Genomic DNA, 19,856 nt, shown 5'->3' on the forward strand with positions numbered 1-19,856 from the left:
ATGCGTCGCCCGGCCGCCGGCCGGCCATGCACGCGTCGTCGCGACGCGCCGCAGCGCCATTCATCCGCACGTCACAAAAGAGAACAGTTGCATGACACAGTCCGATCGTTCGTCTTCGCGCGCCGCGGCATTCGCGGCCCATCGGTTCCGACATGACTGACCGGCCGAACGCGATGCACACACGTCCCCCGCTTCCCCAGAACGTCCACAGTCCGATCACGCGCAGCGCGATCTTCATCGTGGCGACCGTCAATCCCGGCGCCGCGCACGCCGACACGATCCGTTCGTGGTGCGGCGACATTGCCGCGCTCGTGCGCTCGGTCGGCAAGCGCGCGCCGTCGGGCAATCTGTCCTGCGTCTGCGGATTCGGCTCGACCGCGTGGGACGCGCTGTTCGGCGAACCGCGCCCCGCGTCGCTGCATCCGTTCCGCGAATTCGGCGCCGGAGAGCGCAAGGCGATCGCGACGCCCGGCGATATCCTGCTGCACATCCGCGCGGACGCGATGGACCTGTGCTTCGAGCTCGCGACGCAATTGCTCGCCGCGCTCGGCGATGCGGTGACCGTCGTCGACGAAGTGCACGGCTTCCGCAATTTCGAGCAGCGCGCGATCATCGGTTTCGTCGACGGCACCGAGAACCCGGAAGGCCGCGAAGCGGTCGACTTCACCGTGATCGGCGACGAAGATCCGGAATTCGCGGGCGGCAGCTACGTGATCGTGCAGAAATACCTGCACGACATGGCCGGCTGGAATGCGCTGCCGGTCGAGACGCAGGAGCGGATCATCGGGCGCACGAAGCTGTCCGACATCGAGCTTCCGGACGACGTGAAGCCGTCGTGCTCGCACAGCTCGCTGACGACGCTCGAAGAAGACGGCCGGGAAGTGAAGATCCTGCGCGACAACATGCCGTTCGGGCGGCCCGGCTTCGGCGAATTCGGCACGTATTTCATCGGCTATGCGCGCTCGCCGGCGCCGGTCGAGCAGATGCTCGAGAACATGTTCGTCGGCCGGCCGCCCGGCAACTACGATCGCCTGCTCGACTTCAGCCGCGCGATCACCGGCTCGCTGTTCTTCGTGCCGTCGGCCGACCTGCTCGAAGCGCTTGCCGATCGCCCGGCACCCGGCGCCGACGCGCCCGCCGACGCCGCGCAGCCGGAACCCTCATCGCCCGAGCCGCGCCGCGACGGCTCGCTGAATATCGGATCGCTGAAAGGAGTAAAAATCGATGAATAACCTGCACCGCGAACTCGCACCGATCGCATCTGCCGCGTGGGAGCAAATCGAGGAAGAAGTGGCGCGCACGTTCAAGCGGTCGGTGGCCGGCCGCCGCGTCGTCGACGTCGAGGGCCCGAAGGGGCCCGCGCTGTCGGCGGTCGGCACCGGCCATCTGCGCGACGTCGACGCGCCGCGCGAGCAAGTGAGCGCGCGGCTGCGCGAAGTGCGCGCGATCGTCGAGCTGACCGTCCCGTTCGAGCTGAGCCGCGATGCGATCGACAGCGTCGAGCGCGGCGCGCGGGACGCCGACTGGCAGCCGGCGAAGGATGCCGCGCAGCGGCTCGCGTTCGCCGAGGATCACGCGATCTTCGACGGCTACGCGGCGGCCGGGATCATCGGCATCCGCGAAGGCTCGTCGAACCGCCGTCTCACGCTGCCCGACGACGTCGGCGCGTATCCGGACGCGATCAGCGATGCGCTCGAAGCGCTGCGGCTCGCGGGCGTCGACGGTCCGTATTCGGTGCTGCTCGGCGCCGACGCGTATACCGCGCTCAGCGAGGCGCGCGACCAGGGCTATCCGGTGATCGATCACATCAAGCGGATCGTCAGCGGCGAGATCATCTGGGCGCCGGCGATCAGCGGCGGCTGCGTGCTGTCCACGCGCGGCGGCGACTACGAGCTGCACCTCGGCGAGGACGTGTCGATCGGCTACACGAGCCACACCGACAAGGTCGTGCGGCTGTATCTGCGCGAAACCTTTACGTTCCTGATGCTGACGAGCGAGGCGTCGGTGGCCGTCGCGCCGCAAGGCAGCGCGGTGGCCTGACGCGGGCTGCCGGTGCGCGATGCCTGCCGGGGCGTCGCGCACGACGGGCCGCGCCGCCGGCCGCATGTTCGTCGCGAATCGAACCCTTCTCGTATGGAGAAACGTCATGAGCGATACGAATGATGCACTGCAGGCGCTGCAAGCGTCGATCGACGACCTGAAGAAGACGGTCGATTCGAACACCGGCACACGGGCCGCCGAGACGGCCGTGCTGTTCACCGTGGTGTCGCTGATGCTCGCCGAGCTGCCGCCCGACACGCGCGTACTGATCGAGGATTCGCTGTCCGTGTGGGCGGACGGGCTGTCCGATCCGGCGCTCGCCGCGCAGGCAAAGGAGATCGCGCGGCAGCGGCTCGGCATGAAGCTCGTCGACTGACGCGCCGCGGTCGCGGTCCGGCCTGCTGCGGGCCGAGCCGGACAATCCGCCATTCGTTGCCGTCACGCCGTGCACCGACGCGGTGCGCGGCGCGTGCATGCGCGATCCGGATGACGCGCATGCACGCCGGCACGCGCTCGCGAGGCGGTACATGCGCCGCCGCATTTCCCTCCACGCGTCCCGATAACGCCCGCCGTACGCGTCGATGCTGTACGGCGTCCTGCCCGCCTTCGTCGCCGCAGTGCCGATGCGCGGCACTGCATGCCGTGCGCGCATCTGTACTCGTCGCGCGCTCGCACGCGTGCGTGAAGGGATGCAATTCACCGGCGCGCGCCATCCGCAACTGTGTCTTGGTTGCGCACGGCCGATTCGCTATTTTTGAACGCAGTCGCAGCGATGCCGCAAACGCGTCGGCGACCGCGATCGCAACGACCGGCGATGCCGCGCGAAGGCGTGCGACGACACGCCGACATCCGGCCATTGCACATTCACGACATCAAAAACGGCACTGCAGTAAAGTTCCACCAGCCGATTGCGCCCGCAGCGGAGAACGCGACGGACGCACGACACGCGAAGCGCACGACGTGCACGGAGCGCGTGAAATGACACGCGCGCCGAGCCGCCAGCAAGCCGCTCGCAGAAAAAAAGCATGCCTCGCCGCACGCAGGCATGCACGTTCGGCACCGTCCGCACGACGGCGCCGCCCCACGCCGCCACGCGGTGCAACCCCGAGCCGCCCGCACCGGGCAGGCTCCTGGAGACTCAGATGACGAATCGACGGGAAGTGCCAGGCATCAGGAGATACGACGGGCCGGCCGGCGGCTGGGGCGCGCTGCGCGCGACGGCCGAGGCCGTACGCACGCAGATGGAAACCATCGAGGCGCCGATCACGCTGATGCGGACGAACCAGCCCGACGGCTTCGACTGTCCCGGCTGCGCGTGGCCCGACAAGGAGCACAAGTCGACGTTCCAGTTCTGCGAGAACGGCGCGAAGGCCGTCACGTGGGAGGCGACGACCAAGCGCGTGACGCCGGAATTCTTCGCGGCGAATCCCGTGTCGTCGCTGTTGCGCCTGTCCGACTACGAGCTGGAGAACATGGGCCGGCTCACGCATCCGCTCGCGTACGATCGCGCGACCGACACGTTCCGCGCGGTCGAATGGGACGACGCGTTCGCGCGCATCGGCGCGGTGCTGCGCGCGCTGCCGCCGGAGCAGGTCGAGTTCTACACGTCGGGCCGCGCGTCGAACGAGGCCGCGTTCCTGTATCAGCTGTTCGCGCGCGAACTCGGCAGCAACAACTTCCCCGACTGCTCGAACATGTGCCACGAGCCGACCAGCGTCGGCCTGCCGCAGTCGATCGGCATCGGCAAGGGCACCGTGTCGCTCGACGATTTCGACCACTGCGAGCTGATCATCTCGATCGGCCACAACCCCGGCACGAACCACCCGCGGATGATGGGCACGCTGCACGAATGCGCGCGGCGCAACGTACCGATCATCGTGTTCAATCCGCTGCGCGAGCGCGCGCTCGAACGCTTCGCGGATCCGCAGAACATGCTCGAAATGGCGTCGTTCGGCTCGACGCGCATCGCGTCGACGTACTACCAGGTCGACGCAGGCGGCGACGCAGCTGCGCTGAAAGGCATCATGAAGGCGCTGCTGCAGCTCGACGCCGGCCGCGGCGACGTGCTCGACCGCGCGTTCATCGCGGAGCACACCGAAGGCTTCGACGCGTTCGCGGCCGATCTGCACGCGACGTCGTGGGACGACATCGAGCGCGCGAGCGGGCTCGCCCGCGCGCAGCTCGAAGAGGTCGCGCGTGCGTACGCGAAGTCGAACGCGACGATCGTCACGTACGGGATGGGCGTCACGCAGCACAACAAGGGCACCGCGACCGTGCGGCTGATCGCCGACCTGCTGCTGATGCGCGGCAACTTCGGCAAGCCGGGCGCGGGCATCTGCCCGCTGCGCGGCCACTCGAACGTGCAGGGCAACCGCACGGTCGGCATCACCGAGAAGCCGTCGCCCGGATTCCTGCGGAAGATCGAGGAGGTGTGCGGGTTCAAGCCGCCGTCGCAGCACGGGCACGATGCGGTGCACGCGATGCAGGCGATGATCGAAGGCCGCGCGAAGGCGCTGCTGTGCCTCGGCGGCAACTTCGCGGTCGCGCTGCCCGATTCGGAGCAGTCGTTCCCGGCGATGGCGAAGCTCGACCTGAGCGTGCATCTCGGCACGAAGCTGAACCGCTCGCACCTGCTGGTCGCGAAGGAAACCTACATCCTGCCGGTGCTCGGCCGCACCGAACTCGACATCCGGGCGAGCGGCCCGCAGTCGATCACGGTGGAGGATTCGATGTCGATGGTGCACGCGTCGTCGGGCAAGCTGAAGCCCGCGTCCGACCGGTTGCGCTCGGAGCCGGCGATCGTCGCGGGCATCGCGCATGCGACGCTGCCGACGAGCAAGGTGCCGTGGCTCGACCTGATTGCCGACTACGATCGCATCCGAGACCTGATCGAACGCACGATCCCGGGCTTCGAAGCGTTCAACGAACGCATCCGCAAGCCGGGCGGCTTCCGGCTGCCGCTGCCGCCGACCGAGCGCGTGTGGCCAACGCCGACCGGCAAGGCGATGTTCTCGCTGTACAAGGGGATCGTCGAGGATGCGGGCGTGCCGCGCGACGAGCGCGCGCTGCGGCTGATCACGCTGCGCAGCCACGATCAATACAACACGACGATCTACGGGCTCGACGACCGCTACCGCGGCGTGTTCGGCCGGCGCGACGTGCTGTTCATGAACGCGGCGGATCTCGAGAAGCACGGGCTCGAACACGGCGACCTCGTCGACATCGAGACGGTGGCCGCGTCGGGCCGCCGGCTGCGCCTCGAAAAGATCACCGCGATCGAATACGACATCGCGCCGGGGTCGGTCGGCGCGTATTACCCGGAAGCGAACGTGCTCGTGCCGCTCGACTACATCGACAAGGAAAGCGGCACGCCGTCGTACAAGTCGGTGCCGGTGCGCGTCGCGCGCTCGGCCGCCGTCTGACGCACCGGCGCGCGCGGCACGCGGCCGGCCGCGCGCGCGCTGCCGTCATTGCGCGGCGGTCGGCGGCAGATGCGCGCCGCCCTGCCGGCGCCGATACGCGCTGTCGCGCGTCGCGAGCCAGTAGTACAGCGGTGACGTCAGCAGCAGGCCCACGAGCCACGACAAGTCCGCGCCGTCGAGATGCGCGGGAATCGGGCCCGCATACATCGGCGTATTCATGAACGGAATCTGCACGACGATCCCGATCGCGTACGCGAGCAGCGCCTGCGGATTGAAGCGGCCGTAGACGCCGCCGTCGGCCATGAAGATCGACTGGATGTCGTACTTCCCCTTGTGGATCACGTAGAAGTCGATCAGGTTGATCGCCGTCCACGGCACCAGCACGACGAGCAGCGCGAGCACGAGATCGACGAGATGGCCGACGAAGTTCGTCGACGCGCCGATCGCCGCGTAGCAGCACGCGACGAAGATCACGACCGACAGCACCGCGCGCGCCTTCGCGGTCGGAATCCATCGATACGCGAACGTCTGCACCGACGTGATCACCGCGAGCACCGCGCCGTACAGGTTCAGCGCGTTGTGGCTGATCACGCTGAGCAGGAACAGCACGAGCATCAGCGAGCCGAGCGGGCCCGTCGCCTGCTTGACCGCGTCCATCGTATCCGCGCCGGCCGGCACCGCGAGCACCGCGACCGCGCCGAAGATGAACGCGAGCGTCGAGCCGATCGTGCAGCCCAGATAGGTCGCCCAGAACGTCGACGCGACGCCGACGTTCTCCGGCAGATAGCGCGAGTAGTCCGACACGTACGGCGCGAACGCGATCTGCCACAGCGCAGACAGCGACACCGTCGCGAGCCAGCCCGCAAAGCTGAAGCCGCCGCGCGTGAAGAAATCGTCGGTGCTCACGTGCGACAGGATCGTCCAGAAGCCGACGACGATGCCGATGCCGAGCACCCACGTGCCGATGCGGTTCAGGATGTGGATGAACCGGTAGCCGACGATCCCGATCAGCGCGGAGCCCACCGCGCCGATCACGATGCCGACCGGCACCGGCACCGACGCGGCGATCCCGTGCACCGACTTGCCGGCGAGCACGATGTTCGACGCGAAGAAGCCGACGTACATCACAGCCGCGATCACGGTGACGAGCAGCGCGCCCCACGAACCGAACTGCGCGCGGCTCTGGATCATCTGCGGGATGCCCATCTGCGGGCCTTGCGCCGAATGCAGCGCCATCAGCACGCCGCCGACCGCCTGGCCGACGACGATCGCGACGATGCCCCACATCAGGTTCAGGTGGAAGATCTGCACGCCGAGCGCGCCGGTCACGATCGGCAGCGGCGCGATGTTGCCGCCGAACCAGAGCGTGAACAAGTCGCGCACGTTGCCGTGCCGGTCCGCGGGCGGCACGTAGCCGATCGTATGCTTCTCTATCATTGGGGACGCATTGCGTTCCACGGTCGTCATGATGAAGTCTCCTGTCGTGCGCGGCACGGCGCGCGTTCCGTTTGGGCCGGCGCGCGACGGCACGCGCCTGCACCCGATCGATGCCTGGAGACGATGGTGCGCCACGGTGCGGCGGACGGAGAAATACTAAAAATATTTTCGAGACATACGAAAAAGCTCTGCAGCGCCGAACGCGGCACCGATTTTCTTCAGGTAAGGTGCTACGCGAAACAATGGACTGAATGCGCGCCGGCGCCGCACGCCGGCGCCGAGTGGCAGAGGTGATCGTGGCTCACTACACTTTGCGGCAACTGAAATATTTCGTGACGACGGTCGAGTCCGGCAGCGTCGCCGAGGCGTCGCGGCAGCTCTTCATCGCGCAGCCGTCGATCTCCAGCGCGATCAAGGGGCTCGAGGAAAGCTTCGGCGTGAAGCTGTTCATCCGCCATCATGCGCAGGGCGTGTCGCTGACGCCGAGCGGCACGCGCTTCTACCGGAAGGCGCAGGAACTGCTGCGCATCGCGCACGAGTTCGAACAGAACGCGCTCGCGGACAACGACGTCGTGACCGGGCAGATCGACATCGGCTGCTTCGAGACGGTCGCGCCGCTCTATCTGCCGCAGCTGATCGCGAGGTTTCGCGAGCGCTATCCGGGCGTGAACATCCGGCTGCGCGACGGCGACCAGCAGGAGCTCGTGCAGGGGCTCACGGCCGGCACGTTCGATCTCGCGTTCCTCTACGACCACGATCTCGACGGCACGATCGAGACCGAGCCGCTGATGCCGCCGCAGCAGCCGTACGTGCTGCTCCCCGAGCAGCACCGGTTCGCGGATCAGGCGCAGGTGTCGCTGCGCGACCTGTGCGTCGAGCCGATGATCCTGCTCGACGTGCTGCCGAGCCGCACGTATTTCGTCAGCCTGTTTCATGAACTCGGGCTGACGCCGAACATCGTGTTCGCGTCGCCGTCGATCGAGATGGTACGCGGGATGGTCGGTCAGGGCTTCGGCTTCTCGCTGCTCGTCACGCGGCCGCACTCCGAATACACGTACGATGGCAAGCGCGTCGTGACGATCGCGCTCAGCGAAACGGTGAGTCCGTCGGGGCTCGTGAGCGCGCGGCTCAAGCGCGGGCAGCTGACGAAGCAGGCGCAGTCGTTCGTCGATTTCTGCCGCGAGCGGCTCGCGCAGATCAACGGGCAACCCGCGCAATGATGCGCGCGCAACCGTGTACGCGGGCGTACGCGCCGCCGCTCGTGCGCGTGCGCCGAAGCGCGCGCATCACGCGGTGCCGGAAAGATACGCGGCCAGACGGCCCAGCATCGCGTCGCAGCCGTGCAACTGCTCGAGCGTGACGAACTCGTCGGGCTTGTGCCCCTGATCCATGCTGCCCGGCCCGCATACCACCGCGGGAATGCCGGCCTGCCCGAACAGCCCGCCTTCGGTGCCGAACGCGACGGTGCCGAACGCGTCGGAGCCGCTCAGCATCGCGAGCACGCGCGCAGCGCCGCTGTCGGGCGCGGTCGCCAGCCCCGGATACGCGCCGAGCGGCTGCAGCCGAATGTCGGTGTCCGGCTGCACGCGGCGCATCGCCGGCAGCAGCTCGGTTTCCGCGTAGTCCTGCAGTTGCTTCGGCACGTCGTGCGCGTCGAAGTCCGGCAGCGCGCGCACCTCGAAATCGAACGTGCATTCGGCCGGCACGATGTTCAGCGCGCGGCCGCCGCCGATCAGCCCGGTCTGCACGGTCGAGAACGGCGGATCGAAGCGCGCGTCGTGACGCTCGGGCTGCGCGAGCGCTGCGCCGATCTCGCCGAGCCGGCCGATCAGCTTCGCCGCATAGTCGATCGCGTTGACGCCGTACGGCGCGTATGCCGAATGACAGGCGGCGCCCTTCACGTGGCAGCGCATCGCGAGCTTGCCCTTGTGGCCGAGCACGGGTTTCAGTTCGGTGGGCTCGCCGATCACGCACAGCCGCGGCCGATGTTCGCGCGCGGCAAGGGCTTCGAGCATCGGCCGCACGCCGACGCAGCCGACTTCCTCGTCGTACGAGAACGCCAGATGCACGGGCATGCTCAGCGGTCGCGCCGCAAACGTCGGCACGGCGGCGAGCACCGACGCGATGAAGCCCTTCATGTCGGCCGTCCCGCGTCCGTACAGCCGGCCGTCGCGCTCGGTCAGCCGGAACGGCTCGACCGTCCACGCCTGCCCGTCCACCGGTACCACGTCGGTATGGCCCGACAGCGCGATGCCGCCGCGCTCCGGCGGCCCGATCGTTGCATACAGGCTCGCCTTCGTGCGCTCCGCGTTGTAGAACAGCTCGCTCGATATGCCGAAACCGTCGAGATAGTCGCGGACGAAATCGATCAGCGCGAGGTTCGACTCGCGGCTGACCGTTGCGAACGCAATCAGGCGCTCGAGCAGCGCGCGGCTCGACGTGTCACTCATCGCCGGGCACTCCGTAGCTCGGCGCGGCGGTCGGGTTCAGCGCGCGCGTCTGATAGTCGTGCATCTGCGGGCGGTACGCGCGCCACAGCGCGTCCAGCTGGCCGATCGGATCGGCGTCGGCCCAGTCGACGCGCAGATCGACGATCGGCCAGATCACGTCGCCGGCCACCTTCAGCGCGGCCGAATGAACCGGCCCCGCCTCGCCGCCGGCCGCGATCGCCGCATGCATCGCCGCGAGCAGCCGGTCCGCGAGCAAGCCGTGCGCAAGCTCGAACGCACGCGCCATCGCATCGATCACGGCCGGCGCGGCAAGCAGATTGCCGGCCGCGACGCACTGCTCGCCGCGCACCGCGTGGTGCGTGCCGAGCGCTTCCCTGCCGGTGAAGCATGCGGTTTGCCCCTGCCCGTCGATGACCGTGACCTGCCGGTGCTGGCTCCAGCCGTTCGCGCTGAGCGCGCGGTCGAGCGCGGCGCCCGGCGCGAGCTGCTCGTGTTCGATCAGATCGAGGATCTGCGGGCCGAGCGCGGGCAGCGTGACGTTCTGCGTCGCGACCGCGCCGACGCCCGCGCGCACCCACGGGCAGCGCGCGCCCACTGCGATGCTCGACGAGCTGATCGCGATCCCGAGCTGCCCCGTTTCCGGGCAGCGTCCGACGATGGAGAACGTCATGTCGTCTCCCGCGTCGCGTTCGGCTGCCAGTTGTCCGGAATCACCGCGATCACGTCGATCTCCATCAGCCACTGCGGCTGACCGAGCGCCGATACGACGAGCCCCGTCGAGATCGGATACACGCCCTTCAGCCACTTGCCGACTTCCTGATACACGGGCTCGCGATAGCGCGGGTCGATCAGGTACGTCGTGGTCTTCACGATGTGCGTGAGGTCGCTGCCGGCTTCCTCGAGCAACTGCTTGACGTTCTTCATCGCCTGCTCGGCCTGCGCGCGCGGATCGCCGAGCCCGATCAGATTGCCGTCGAAATCGGTGCCGACCTGGCCGCGCACGTACACCGTGTTGCCGGCCCGCACGGCCTGGCACAGGTCGTTGTCGAGCGTCTGGTTCGGATACGTGTCGCGCGTGTTGAACATGCGGATACGGGTATGGGTAGGTTCGCTCATCGATGTCCTTCGATCGTCAGTGAAAGCGGCCGCTGCGCCGCGGTCGGTCGCGGTGCGGCGGCGTCGTGGCGGTGCAGTTTCGCGTCGTACGGCGCCGCGCGCCGTCAGTTCATCGCGTCGGCCAGCGGACGCGCGCCGGCCGGTGCGCCGTCGCCGTTCGGATGCGCGCGCAACCGTGCGCGCTGCTGCGACGCGTCGTGGTACGCGAGGTACTTGCGCTGCGTCGCGATGTGATCGGCGATGTGCTTCGCGTCGTGCCACACGCCCCAGATGAAGCTCGAGCCGCGCCGCGACAGCCACGGCAGCCCGACGAAATACAGGCCCGGCTCCTTCGATACGCCGCGCTGATGCTTCGGCTTGCCGTTCTCGTCGAACGCGTCGACGTTCAGCCAGCCGTAGTCGAGCGCGTAGCCGGTCGCCCACACGATCGACGTGACGCCGGCCGCGACCAGATCGAGCGTGAGAATCGGCTGCGCGACGCACGGCGGATCGGGCAGGATGCGGCGCGCATGCGGTTCTTCCGGCAGGTCGAGCCCGTTGCGCGCCGCGTACGCATCGGCCGCGTCGAGCAGCGACAGGTAGTTCTCGTCGCCGCGCGCGAGATTCGCGGCAAGATCGCGTTCGAACACCGCCACGCCGTCGTCGAACGATTTCGTCAATCCGACGAGCGTCACGCCCTGATTCGCGAGCGCCCGGAAGTCGACGGTGTGCCCGCCGCGCGCACCGCTGACGGCGATCGTCACGTGTTCGCGGCCCGGCGTCGCGATTTCCTTGTCCCATTCGCCGAGCACACCGAGCCACCAGCAGAAGTCGCGGCCGCGATACGCGCGCGGCGGACGATCGTGCGGGCCGACCGACAGATAGACCTGGCGGCCCGCGCGCTGCAGCTCGTCGGCGATCTGCACGCCGGACGAACCGGCGCCGACCACGAGCACCGCGCCGCTCGGCAGCTGTGCCGGATTCCGGTAATCGGCGGAATGAATCTGCACGATGCGCGCGTCGCGCGGTGCGATCGGCGGAATGACCGGGCGCTGGAACGGCCCGGTCGCGACCACCACGCGGTTCGCGTGAATCGTCCCGTCGGACGTGCGGACGACGAAGCCCGGCTTGCCGACGTTGCGCACGACGTTCGTCACGTCGACGCCCGTGCGAATCGGCGCGTCGATCTTGCGTGCATACGCTTCGAAGTAGTCGGCGACCTGATCCTTCGATGCGAACGCATCGGGATCGAGGCCTTCGAACTCGAGCCCCGGAAAGCGGTCGTGCCACGCCGGTCCGTTCGCGACCAGCGAATCCCAGCGACCCGTGCGCCAGCGTTCGGCGATGCGGCTGCGCTCGAGCACGAGGTGGGGCACGCCGAGCTTGCCCAGATGTTCGCTCATCGCGACGCCGGCCTGGCCGGCGCCGACGACGAGCGTATCGATCGATGTTGTTTCAGCTGTCACGCGCGTCTCCTTCGGAAGTGCGGCTCGTCGACGCGTTCGTCGTCGCGATACCGCTGCGCCGCGCACGTCGCGCGGAGCGGCCATCGTGTCGACTCGTGCGATCGCGCGAGCGGGATGGACACATTCTGCTGACACGCGGCCGCGCGCGAAATGATGTTTTTTGTCGTTGTTGACGAGAAAAAAGCTGGCCCTGCGGCGCGATGTCGGCGCGTCGATGTGCATGCGCACGACGCCTCCGCGTCACGCGTGGCGATTCGACGCGTCGCTCGGCGTCCGACAATTCTTGACGGTTTTTACGTCGGCGAACGGGTAGCATGCGCGTCTGCCCGCCATGCGCGATGCGTGTGCGGCGCGTGCGGCCGGTATCTGATTGCCGCGACGCAGCCGAATCGATCGCTCCCTGATTCGCTGCGGCGTATCGGGCCCGCCCGCTGCATTCATCGGCGAACGATCGTCCACCGATGAAGCCGCACCGCCCGTTGCGCATGCGGGCCTCGTTCAACCCGATTCGTCTCCGGCGTCGGCACGGCCGACCCGTTGTAGCAGCAACCGTTGGAGCGGCGCGACGCGCCGGCAAGCATGAAGAACCTGAAGCAGCGCATCCGCGTGCTGCGCGACAAAGATCCGACGCCGCTCGTGCGTGCGTGTGCGGTGCTGCTGATGGCGGCACTGCTGTATCTGCTGTGGCCTTCAGCCGAAATCGCGTGCCTCGCGCTGGAGTCGGCGATGCGGTGACGGGGCGGCCGAAAAGGTTCGGGATGAGGTGCCGCCCGCTTGGTGCCGCCCGCTTGCTCGACACGCACGATGCGAGCGCAGAGGCGATCCTGAACCGTGGTGCGACGCACGTCGCGCGACGTGGCGTCCGCGACGCTCGCGAACGCCACGCATACGTCGCAGCTCGCCCGTTGACGAATTGAACGAAAGAGTCGCGTCGCCTACGTGATCTGATACGTCGACGCCGGCACGAACTCGTCCGGCATCGCGCGATCGCCGAGCTCGAGCACCGAGCGCTCGATCGTGCGCGTCATCGCATCGAGCGCGAGCGCGTTCGGTGCGAGGCCGAACGGATCGGCAACCTCGTTCGCGATCGCTTCGAGCGCGATCAGCGTGTACGAGATGAACACGCAGATCAGCGGCGTGAAGAACTCCGTCGAATCGACGAGCCCGAACGGTAGCAGCACGCAGTATGCATACACGGTGCGATGCAGCAGCACGCTGTACGAGAACGGAATCGGCGTCGACAGGATGCGCTCGCAACCGCCGACCGTCTTGCCGAGCTCGGCGAGCTGCGCGTCGAACATCCAGCACGTCGCCGCGCTGCCCGGCGTGCGATCCAGCGCGTCGACGATCCCGCCGCGCAGCGCGTCGAGAATCGCGACGGGCTTGTAGCACTTGCGTGCGAACGCGTCGGCACGCTGCGCGCCGAGGATGCGCTGCAGATCCCGCGTCGGATCGGTGTGGCGAAGCTGATGCTTGAGCGCGTACGTGAACGCGATCAGCAGATCGGCGAGCCGGTCTCGCTGCGCATCGTCGACCGTGTCGGGCAGATAGCGCTGCAGTTGCGACGTCAGCGTGCGCGCGGCGATCAGCAGGTTGCCCCACAGCAGCCGCGCCTCCTTGAAACGCTCGAAGCTCGCGTTGTTGCGAAACGCGAGAAAGATCGCGAGCGCGAGCCCGAACAACGTAAACGGCGCGGTATTGAGCGGAATCTTCTCGCCGAAGATGCGCCCTTTCGTGAAGACGGCCAGCGTGCTGACGATCGCCATGAACGCCAGCTGCGGAATGATCGACTGCAGCACGGAGCCGTTCCATACGAACAGCATCCGCAGCCAGTTCTGTCTCGGTCTGACGATCATGATGGGTTTCCCGACTGCGCGACGATGCATGACCGGCATGCGCACGCGGGCCGCACGATGCGGTGCGAGCCCGACGCTGCGCGTCGCCGCTCAGTGATAGCCGATGTCGCCCTCGCGTACCTTGCCGCGGAACACGCGGTACTGCATCGCGTTGTAGACGAGGATGATCGGCAGCACGATCACCGTGCCGACGAGCGTGAACAGCTGGCTCGAACGGCTCGACGACGCGTCCCAGATCGTCAGCGACGGCGGCACGATGTTCGGCCAGATGCTGATCACGAGCCCCGTATAGCCGAGGAACACCAGCGCGAGCGTCAGCAGGAACGGCGTCGCTTCGTGCTCGCGCTTCACCGTTTCGAAGATGCCCCACACGCATGCGACGACGAGAATCGGTACCGGCAGGAACCAGCCCAGATCGCCGCTGCCGAACCAGCGATGCGCGACGGCCGGCAGCCCGACCACCGTCCACAGGCTGACGACGGCTATCACGCCGAGCAGCACGCCCGTCAGCGGCTTCATCAGCATGCGCATCTTGCGCTGCAGCTCGCCGTCGACCTTCAGGATCAGCCAGCCGCAGCCGAGCGTCGCATACGTGACGAGCACGCCGATCCCGCAGAACACGCTGAACGGCGACAGCCAGTCGAACGGCCCGCCGGCGAACCGGCCGTGCTCGACGTGGACGCCCTGCAGCAGCGAGCCGAGCACGATTCCCTGGCAGAACGCGGCGAGCGCGGAGCCGCCGATGAACGCGAGATCCCACAGATGCTGCGTGCGGTTCGCCTTCGCCCGCAGCTCGAACGCCGCGCCGCGAAAGATCAGCCCGATCAGCATCAGGATCAGCGGCAGATAGTTCGCGGGCAGCAGCGTCGAATAGACGACCGGAAACGCGCCGTACAGCCCCGCGCCGCCGAGCACGAGGAACGTTTCGTTGCCGTCCCATACCGGTGCGACGGTGTCGAGCATCACCTGCCGCTCGGCTTTCGCATCGAAGAACGGAAACAGCAGCCCGATGCCGAGATCGAAGCCGTCGAGCATCACGTAGAGAAACACGCCCAGGCCGATGATCGCGGCCCATACGACAGGAAGATCGATCTGCATGGTCATTCCGCCTCCGTGGGTTCCAGCGACTTCGACAGCGCGCGATTGCGCAGGCCCGGATGCCGGTGAAGCTCGATGTACCCGGCTTGCGCGGCCGGCCCGTGCTTCATCAGCTTCAGCATGTAATACGCGCCGGTGCCGAACACGAGGAAATACACGACCACGAAGATCAGCAGCGACACGCCGACCTGCTGCGACGTCAGCGGCGCGACCGAGTCGACGGTGCGCAGCACGCCGTAGACGGTCCACGGCTGCCGGCCGACCTCGGTCGTGACCCACCCGGCGAGCAGCGCGACGATGCCGGACGGCCCCATGCAGACGACGAACCACTGGAACCAGCGCGTTTCATACAGCCGCCCGCCCCTGCGCAGCAGCAGCCCGAGCAGCGCGGTCAGCAGCATCAGCATCCCGAGGCCGGCCATGATGCGAAACGTCCAGAACACGATCGGCGAGTACGGGCGATCCTGCGGCGGGAACGCTTTCAATCCGCGAATCTCGCCGTCCCAGCTGTGCGTGAGGATCAGGCTGCCGAGGTGCGGCACCTTGATCGCGTAGCGGGTCGTCTCGGCCTTCATGTCGGGCAGGCCGACGAGATTCAGCGCGGTGCCGCCCTTCTCCGTGTCCCACAGTCCTTCGATCGCCGCGATCTTCGCCGGCTGATATTCGCGCGTGTTCAGGCCGTGCGCATCGCCGACGACAATCTGGATCGGCGCGAGCAGCAGCAGGATCCACAGCGCCATCGAGAAACTGCGCTTCACCGGCTCGTCGCGGCGCCCCTTGAGCAGATGCCACGCGCCGCATGCGGCGACGATGAAGCCCGCGACGATGAACGCGGCGATCGTCATGTGCGCGAGGCGATACGGGAACGACGGGTTGAACACGACCTTGAACCAGTCGACCGGCACGATCAGCCCGTTCTCGATCCGGTAGCCCTGCGGTGTCTGCATGAAGCTGTTCGACGCGAGGATCCAGAACGTCGAGATCAGCGTGCCGAGCGCGACCATCACGGTCGCGAAGAAGTGCGCACGCGGGCTCACGCGCTGCCAGCCGAACAGCATCACGCCGAGAAAGCCCGCTTCGAGGAAGAACGCCGTCAGCACCTCGTACGTGAGCAGCGGCCCGGTGATGTTGCCCGCGACGCGCGAGAAGCCCGACCAGTTCGTGCCGAACTCGTATGCCATCACGACGCCGGACACCACGCCCAGCCCGAATCCGATCGCGAAGATCTTCGACCAGAACTGGAACATGGATTTGTAGGCCGCGTCGCCGGTGACGAGATAACGCCATTCGAGCACCGCGAGGAAGCTCGCCATGCCAATGCTGATCGCGGGAAACACGATGTGGAACGACACCGTGAACGCGAACTGCAAACGGGCGAGATGGAACGCATCGAAGATTTCCATGACCGTAATTTGCTCGTGGTTGTGAGGACGTGCGCCAGAAGCCGGAAATCGCGCGACGGTTCGCCGACGGCAGGTGCGCGCGCAACCGGTTGGTGCCGCACGGCGTCGAAGCGAGAACGACGATATCGCGTTCGGAACGATACTCGCAATCGCCAGGACGTGCGCTGAAACTGTACCGGCCGCGCCGCCGAACAGGTGTACACGGAAAACGCCGGCCGGCGCCGGGAAACGGTGCGCTGTACTGCTCGGCCCGGTGCGTGCGCGTCCGCTCGCGTCGGCCGATCGCGTGGCGTGAGCGCCACATCGCGACGAACTGTATTCGTGCATGTCGCGCGCGACTGTGCTCGCACCGGGAAAGTCCGCCGGACGATACGGACGACGTCTCGCTTCGAGCCCGGTGCGCCGACGCATCGGTTCGCATACGCCTCCGCGCAAGCGACGAACAGATCGTCGTCTTCGAGCAGCAGAGCGACGCCGTCGAAGCGATCCGCTGCGCCGCGATCGAGCCGTATGCACGCACGGCGCCGGGCAACCGCACACTCGTGGATCGGCCCGGCGCTGCGGTATTCGAAGCTGTCGAGCACACGCCGACGTCAACCGGCAAGCCGCGACGTCTCGCCGCCCCACGCTCCCGGCGCAGCGTCGGGCGGTTCGTTCCGCGCCATTTCTTCTGACGAATGGAGGTCCCCGTCGTGCACTGCGACATTCGCGACTCGACAGTCCCGGCCGCAAGTCTTATATAAGATATAAGATATTTGACGATTTCCGCGACAACGATTAAAATCCCGACCGGCGCGGCGCCCCGGCCCACTGCGGTCCCGGCGCGCGCGATAAAGCCTTCCCCTGAAACACACCCTCAGCAGGCCTCCCCATGCTTGAAAACTTTCGCGCTCACGTGGCCGCCCGCGCCGCGCTCGGTATTCCTCCCCTGCCGCTGACCGCCCAGCAGACCGCCGAACTGGTGGAACTGCTGACGAACCCGCCGGCCGGCGAAGAGCAGACGCTGCTCGACCTGATCACCCACCGCGTGCCCGCCGGCGTCGACGAAGCCGCCCGCGTGAAGGCCGGCTTCCTCGCCGCCGTCGCGAAGGGCGAGACCGCGTGCCCGCTGATCTCGCGCGCCCGCGCGACCGAGCTGCTCGGCACGATGCTCGGCGGCTACAACATCCAGCCGCTGATCGAGCTGCTGTCCGACGCGGAAGTCGGCGCCGTGGCCGCCGATGCGCTGAAGAAAACCCTGCTGATGTTCGACCAGTTCCACGACGTGAAGGAACTGGCCGAGAAAGGCAATGCGAACGCGAAGGCCGTGATGCAGAGCTGGGCCGATGCCGAATGGTTCACCAGCCGTCCGGAAGTGCCGCAAAGCCTGACCGTCACCGTGTTCAAGGTGCCGGGCGAAACGAACACCGACGACCTGTCGCCGGCCCCGGACGCGACCACGCGCCCCGACATCCCGCTGCACGCGCTCGCGATGCTGAAGAACGCGCGTCCCGGCATCACGCCCGAAGAAGACGGCAAGCGCGGCCCGGTCAAGTTCATCGAATCGCTGAAGGAAAAGGGCCACCTCGTCGCGTACGTCGGCGACGTGGTCGGCACCGGCTCGTCGCGCAAGTCGGCCACCAACTCGGTGCTGTGGTTCACCGGCGAAGACATCCCGTACGTGCCGAACAAGCGCTTCGGCGGCGTGTGCCTCGGCGGCAAGATCGCGCCGATCTTCTACAACACGATGGAAGACGCCGGCGCGCTGCCGATCGAGCTCGACGTGTCGAAGATGGAAATGGGCGACGTCGTCGAACTGCGTCCGTACGAAGGCAAGGCGCTGAAGAACGGCGAAGTGATCGCCGAGTTCCAGGTCAAGTCCGACGTGCTGTTCGACGAAGTGCGCGCCGGCGGCCGCATTCCGCTGATCATCGGCCGCGGGCTGACCGCGAAGGCGCGTGAAGCGCTGGGCCTGCCGCCGTCGACGCTGTTCCGCCTGCCGCACCAGCCGGCCGACAGCGGCAAGGGCTTCTCGCTCGCGCAGAAGATGGTCGGCCGCGCGTGCGGGCTGCCGGAAGGCCAGGGCGTTCGTCCGGGCACGTACTGCGAACCGAAGATGACGTCGGTCGGCTCGCAGGACACCACCGGCCCGATGACGCGCGACGAACTGAAGGATCTCGCGTGCCTCGGCTTCTCGGCCGACCTCGTGATGCAGTCGTTCTGCCACACGGCCGCGTATCCGAAGCCGGTCGACGTGAAGACGCACCAGACGCTGCCGAACTTCATCAGCACGCGCGGCGGCATCGCGCTGCGTCCGGGCGACGGCGTGATCCACTCGTGGCTGAACCGCATGCTGCTGCCCGACACGGTCGGCACCGGCGGCGACTCGCACACGCGCTTCCCGATCGGCATCAGCTTCCCGGCCGGTTCGGGCCTGGTCGCGTTCGCCGCCGCGACCGGCACGATGCCGCTCGACATGCCGGAATCGGTGCTGGTCCGCTTCAAGGGCAAGATGCAGCCGGGCGTCACGCTGCGCGACCTCGTCAACGCGATTCCGCTGTATGCGATCAAGCAGGGTCTGCTGACCGTCGCGAAGCAAGGCAAGAAGAACGTGTTCTCGGGCCGCATTCTCGAAATCGAAGGGCTGCCCGACCTGAAGGTCGAGCAGGCGTTCGAGCTGTCGGATGCGTCCGCCGAGCGTTCGGCCGCCGGCTGCACGGTGCGCCTGAACAAGGAACCGATCATCGAGTATCTGAACAGCAACATCACGCTGCTCAAGTGGATGATCGCGCAGGGCTACCAGGACGCGCGCAGCCTGCAGCGCCGCATCGCGGCAATGGAACAGTGGCTCGCCGATCCGAAGCTGCTCGAGCCGGACGCGGACGCCGAATACGCGGCCGTCATCGAGATCGACCTCGCCGACATCCATGAGCCGATCGTCGCGTGCCCGAACGATCCGGACGACGTGAAGACGCTGTCCGACGTCGCCGGCGCGAAGATCGACGAAGTGTTCATCGGCTCGTGCATGACGAACATCGGTCACTTCCGTGCCGCATCGAAGCTGCTCGAAGGCAAGCGCGACATTCCGGTCAAGCTGTGGGTCGCGCCGCCGACCAAGATGGATCAGAAGCAGCTGACCGAGGAAGGCCACTACGGCGTGTTCGGCACGGCCGGCGCGCGCACCGAGATGCCGGGCTGCTCGCTGTGCATGGGCAACCAGGCGCAGGTGCGCGAAGGCGCGACGGTGATGTCGACGTCGACCCGCAACTTCCCGAACCGCCTCGGCAAGAACACGAACGTGTATCTCGGCTCGGCGGAGCTGGCGGCGATCTGCTCGCGACTCGGCCGGATCCCGACGAAGGACGAGTACATGGCCGACATCGGCGTGATCAACGCGAACGGCGACCAGATCTACAAGTACATGAACTTCGACCAGATCGAGGACTTCAAGGAAGTGGCCGACACCGTGCAGCTGTAAGCACCCTGTCGGGCGGCGGCGGCTTGTGCGGCCGCCGCGTCTGCGCAATGGCGCCGCAGGTGAAGGCCTGCGGCGCCGTTTTCGTTTACCGGCGCGGCGATCGATGCGAGCGGATGCGGCCCGTTCGCCAGC

At 67.4% G+C, this 19,856-nt stretch carries 16 protein-coding genes; 7 read left to right on the top strand and 9 right to left on the bottom strand.

The window, feature by feature from the left end:
- On the bottom strand, window positions 1–238 hold a 238-nt coding region (locus BUB20358_RS28065; protein WP_217456684.1), incomplete at its 3' end, for a hypothetical protein.
- Between BUB20358_RS28065 and BUB20358_RS11760 the strand changes: the two genes are divergently transcribed.
- The 4 genes from BUB20358_RS11760 to BUB20358_RS11775 all read left to right on the top strand — a co-directional run bounded on the left by BUB20358_RS11760 (window position 153) and on the right by BUB20358_RS11775 (window position 5,462).
- A complete protein-coding gene (locus BUB20358_RS11760) occupies window positions 153–1,232 on the top strand; it encodes a Dyp-type peroxidase (RefSeq protein ID WP_035975975.1) in 1,080 nt (359 codons plus the stop codon). The two genes, BUB20358_RS28065 and BUB20358_RS11760, sit on opposite strands and share 86 nt — an antisense overlap.
- Window positions 1,225–2,040 (top strand): family 1 encapsulin nanocompartment shell protein, encoded by an 816-nt coding sequence (locus tag BUB20358_RS11765; RefSeq protein WP_006767479.1) that lies wholly within the window; start codon window positions 1,225–1,227, stop codon window positions 2,038–2,040. Before BUB20358_RS11760 ends, BUB20358_RS11765 begins: the two co-directional genes overlap by 8 nt.
- Window positions 2,041–2,146: 106 nt before the next feature.
- A complete protein-coding gene (locus BUB20358_RS11770) occupies window positions 2,147–2,416 on the top strand; it encodes a hypothetical protein (protein WP_035975976.1) in 270 nt (89 codons plus the stop codon).
- A gap of 766 nt (window positions 2,417–3,182) precedes the next feature.
- On the top strand, window positions 3,183–5,462 hold the full coding sequence (locus tag BUB20358_RS11775; RefSeq protein ID WP_035975977.1) for an FdhF/YdeP family oxidoreductase: 2,280 nt from the start codon (window positions 3,183–3,185) through the stop codon (window positions 5,460–5,462).
- A 45-nt stretch (window positions 5,463–5,507) separates the two neighbouring features.
- Here BUB20358_RS11775 and BUB20358_RS11780 read toward each other — a convergent pair whose 3' ends face one another.
- Complete coding sequence (locus BUB20358_RS11780; protein WP_035975978.1) at window positions 5,508–6,929, bottom strand: purine-cytosine permease family protein; 1,422 nt, start codon at window positions 6,927–6,929, stop codon at window positions 5,508–5,510.
- 266 nt (window positions 6,930–7,195) lie between these two features.
- Between BUB20358_RS11780 and BUB20358_RS11785 the strand changes: the two genes are divergently transcribed.
- On the top strand, window positions 7,196–8,119 hold the full coding sequence (locus tag BUB20358_RS11785) for a LysR substrate-binding domain-containing protein (RefSeq protein WP_035976255.1): 924 nt from the start codon (window positions 7,196–7,198) through the stop codon (window positions 8,117–8,119).
- Between the two features lie 66 nt (window positions 8,120–8,185).
- Here the strand turns inward: BUB20358_RS11785 and argE are convergent, their stop codons facing one another.
- The 4 genes from argE to BUB20358_RS11805 all read right to left on the bottom strand — a co-directional run bounded on the left by argE (window position 8,186) and on the right by BUB20358_RS11805 (window position 11,910).
- On the bottom strand, window positions 8,186–9,349 hold the full coding sequence (argE, locus tag BUB20358_RS11790) for an acetylornithine deacetylase (RefSeq protein WP_006767484.1): 1,164 nt from the start codon (window positions 9,347–9,349) through the stop codon (window positions 8,186–8,188).
- Complete coding sequence (locus BUB20358_RS11795) at window positions 9,342–10,019, bottom strand: DUF1028 domain-containing protein (RefSeq protein ID WP_174905074.1); 678 nt, start codon at window positions 10,017–10,019, stop codon at window positions 9,342–9,344. The genes argE and BUB20358_RS11795 overlap by 8 nt, the downstream gene beginning before the upstream one ends.
- Entirely contained in the window at window positions 10,016–10,465 is a 450-nt protein-coding gene (locus BUB20358_RS11800) for a RidA family protein (protein WP_006767486.1), read from the bottom strand. Before BUB20358_RS11800 ends, BUB20358_RS11795 begins: the two co-directional genes overlap by 4 nt.
- Before the next feature lie 104 nt (window positions 10,466–10,569).
- Entirely contained in the window at window positions 10,570–11,910 is a 1,341-nt protein-coding gene (locus tag BUB20358_RS11805) for a flavin-containing monooxygenase (protein WP_035976258.1), read from the bottom strand.
- Between the two features lie 579 nt (window positions 11,911–12,489).
- Here BUB20358_RS11805 and BUB20358_RS11810 point away from each other — a divergent pair.
- Complete coding sequence (locus tag BUB20358_RS11810; RefSeq protein ID WP_165802984.1) at window positions 12,490–12,645, top strand: hypothetical protein; 156 nt, start codon at window positions 12,490–12,492, stop codon at window positions 12,643–12,645.
- 200 nt (window positions 12,646–12,845) lie between these two features.
- Here the strand turns inward: BUB20358_RS11810 and BUB20358_RS11815 are convergent, their stop codons facing one another.
- The 3 genes from BUB20358_RS11815 to BUB20358_RS11825 form a co-directional block, all read right to left on the bottom strand.
- Window positions 12,846–13,766 carry a bestrophin family protein gene (locus BUB20358_RS11815; RefSeq protein ID WP_006767489.1) on the bottom strand — a complete coding sequence of 307 codons (921 nt, stop codon included), beginning with the start codon at window positions 13,764–13,766 and terminating at the stop codon, window positions 12,846–12,848.
- Between the two features lie 90 nt (window positions 13,767–13,856).
- Window positions 13,857–14,864: a cytochrome d ubiquinol oxidase subunit II gene (gene cydB / locus BUB20358_RS11820; protein WP_035975981.1), complete on the bottom strand. Its 1,008-nt coding sequence runs from the start codon at window positions 14,862–14,864 to the stop codon at window positions 13,857–13,859.
- Between the two features lie 2 nt (window positions 14,865–14,866).
- Window positions 14,867–16,267, bottom strand: coding sequence for a cytochrome ubiquinol oxidase subunit I (locus BUB20358_RS11825; RefSeq protein WP_035975983.1), 1,401 nt, complete (start codon window positions 16,265–16,267; stop codon window positions 14,867–14,869).
- 871 nt (window positions 16,268–17,138) lie between these two features.
- Here BUB20358_RS11825 and acnB point away from each other — a divergent pair.
- Complete coding sequence (gene acnB, locus BUB20358_RS11830) at window positions 17,139–19,724, top strand: bifunctional aconitate hydratase 2/2-methylisocitrate dehydratase (RefSeq protein WP_006767490.1); 2,586 nt, start codon at window positions 17,139–17,141, stop codon at window positions 19,722–19,724.
- Window positions 19,725–19,856 lie beyond the last annotated feature (132 nt).

The sequence above is a fragment of the Burkholderia dolosa genome, assembly GCF_902499135.1.
Taxonomy (GTDB): Bacteria; Pseudomonadota; Gammaproteobacteria; order Burkholderiales; family Burkholderiaceae; genus Burkholderia; species Burkholderia dolosa.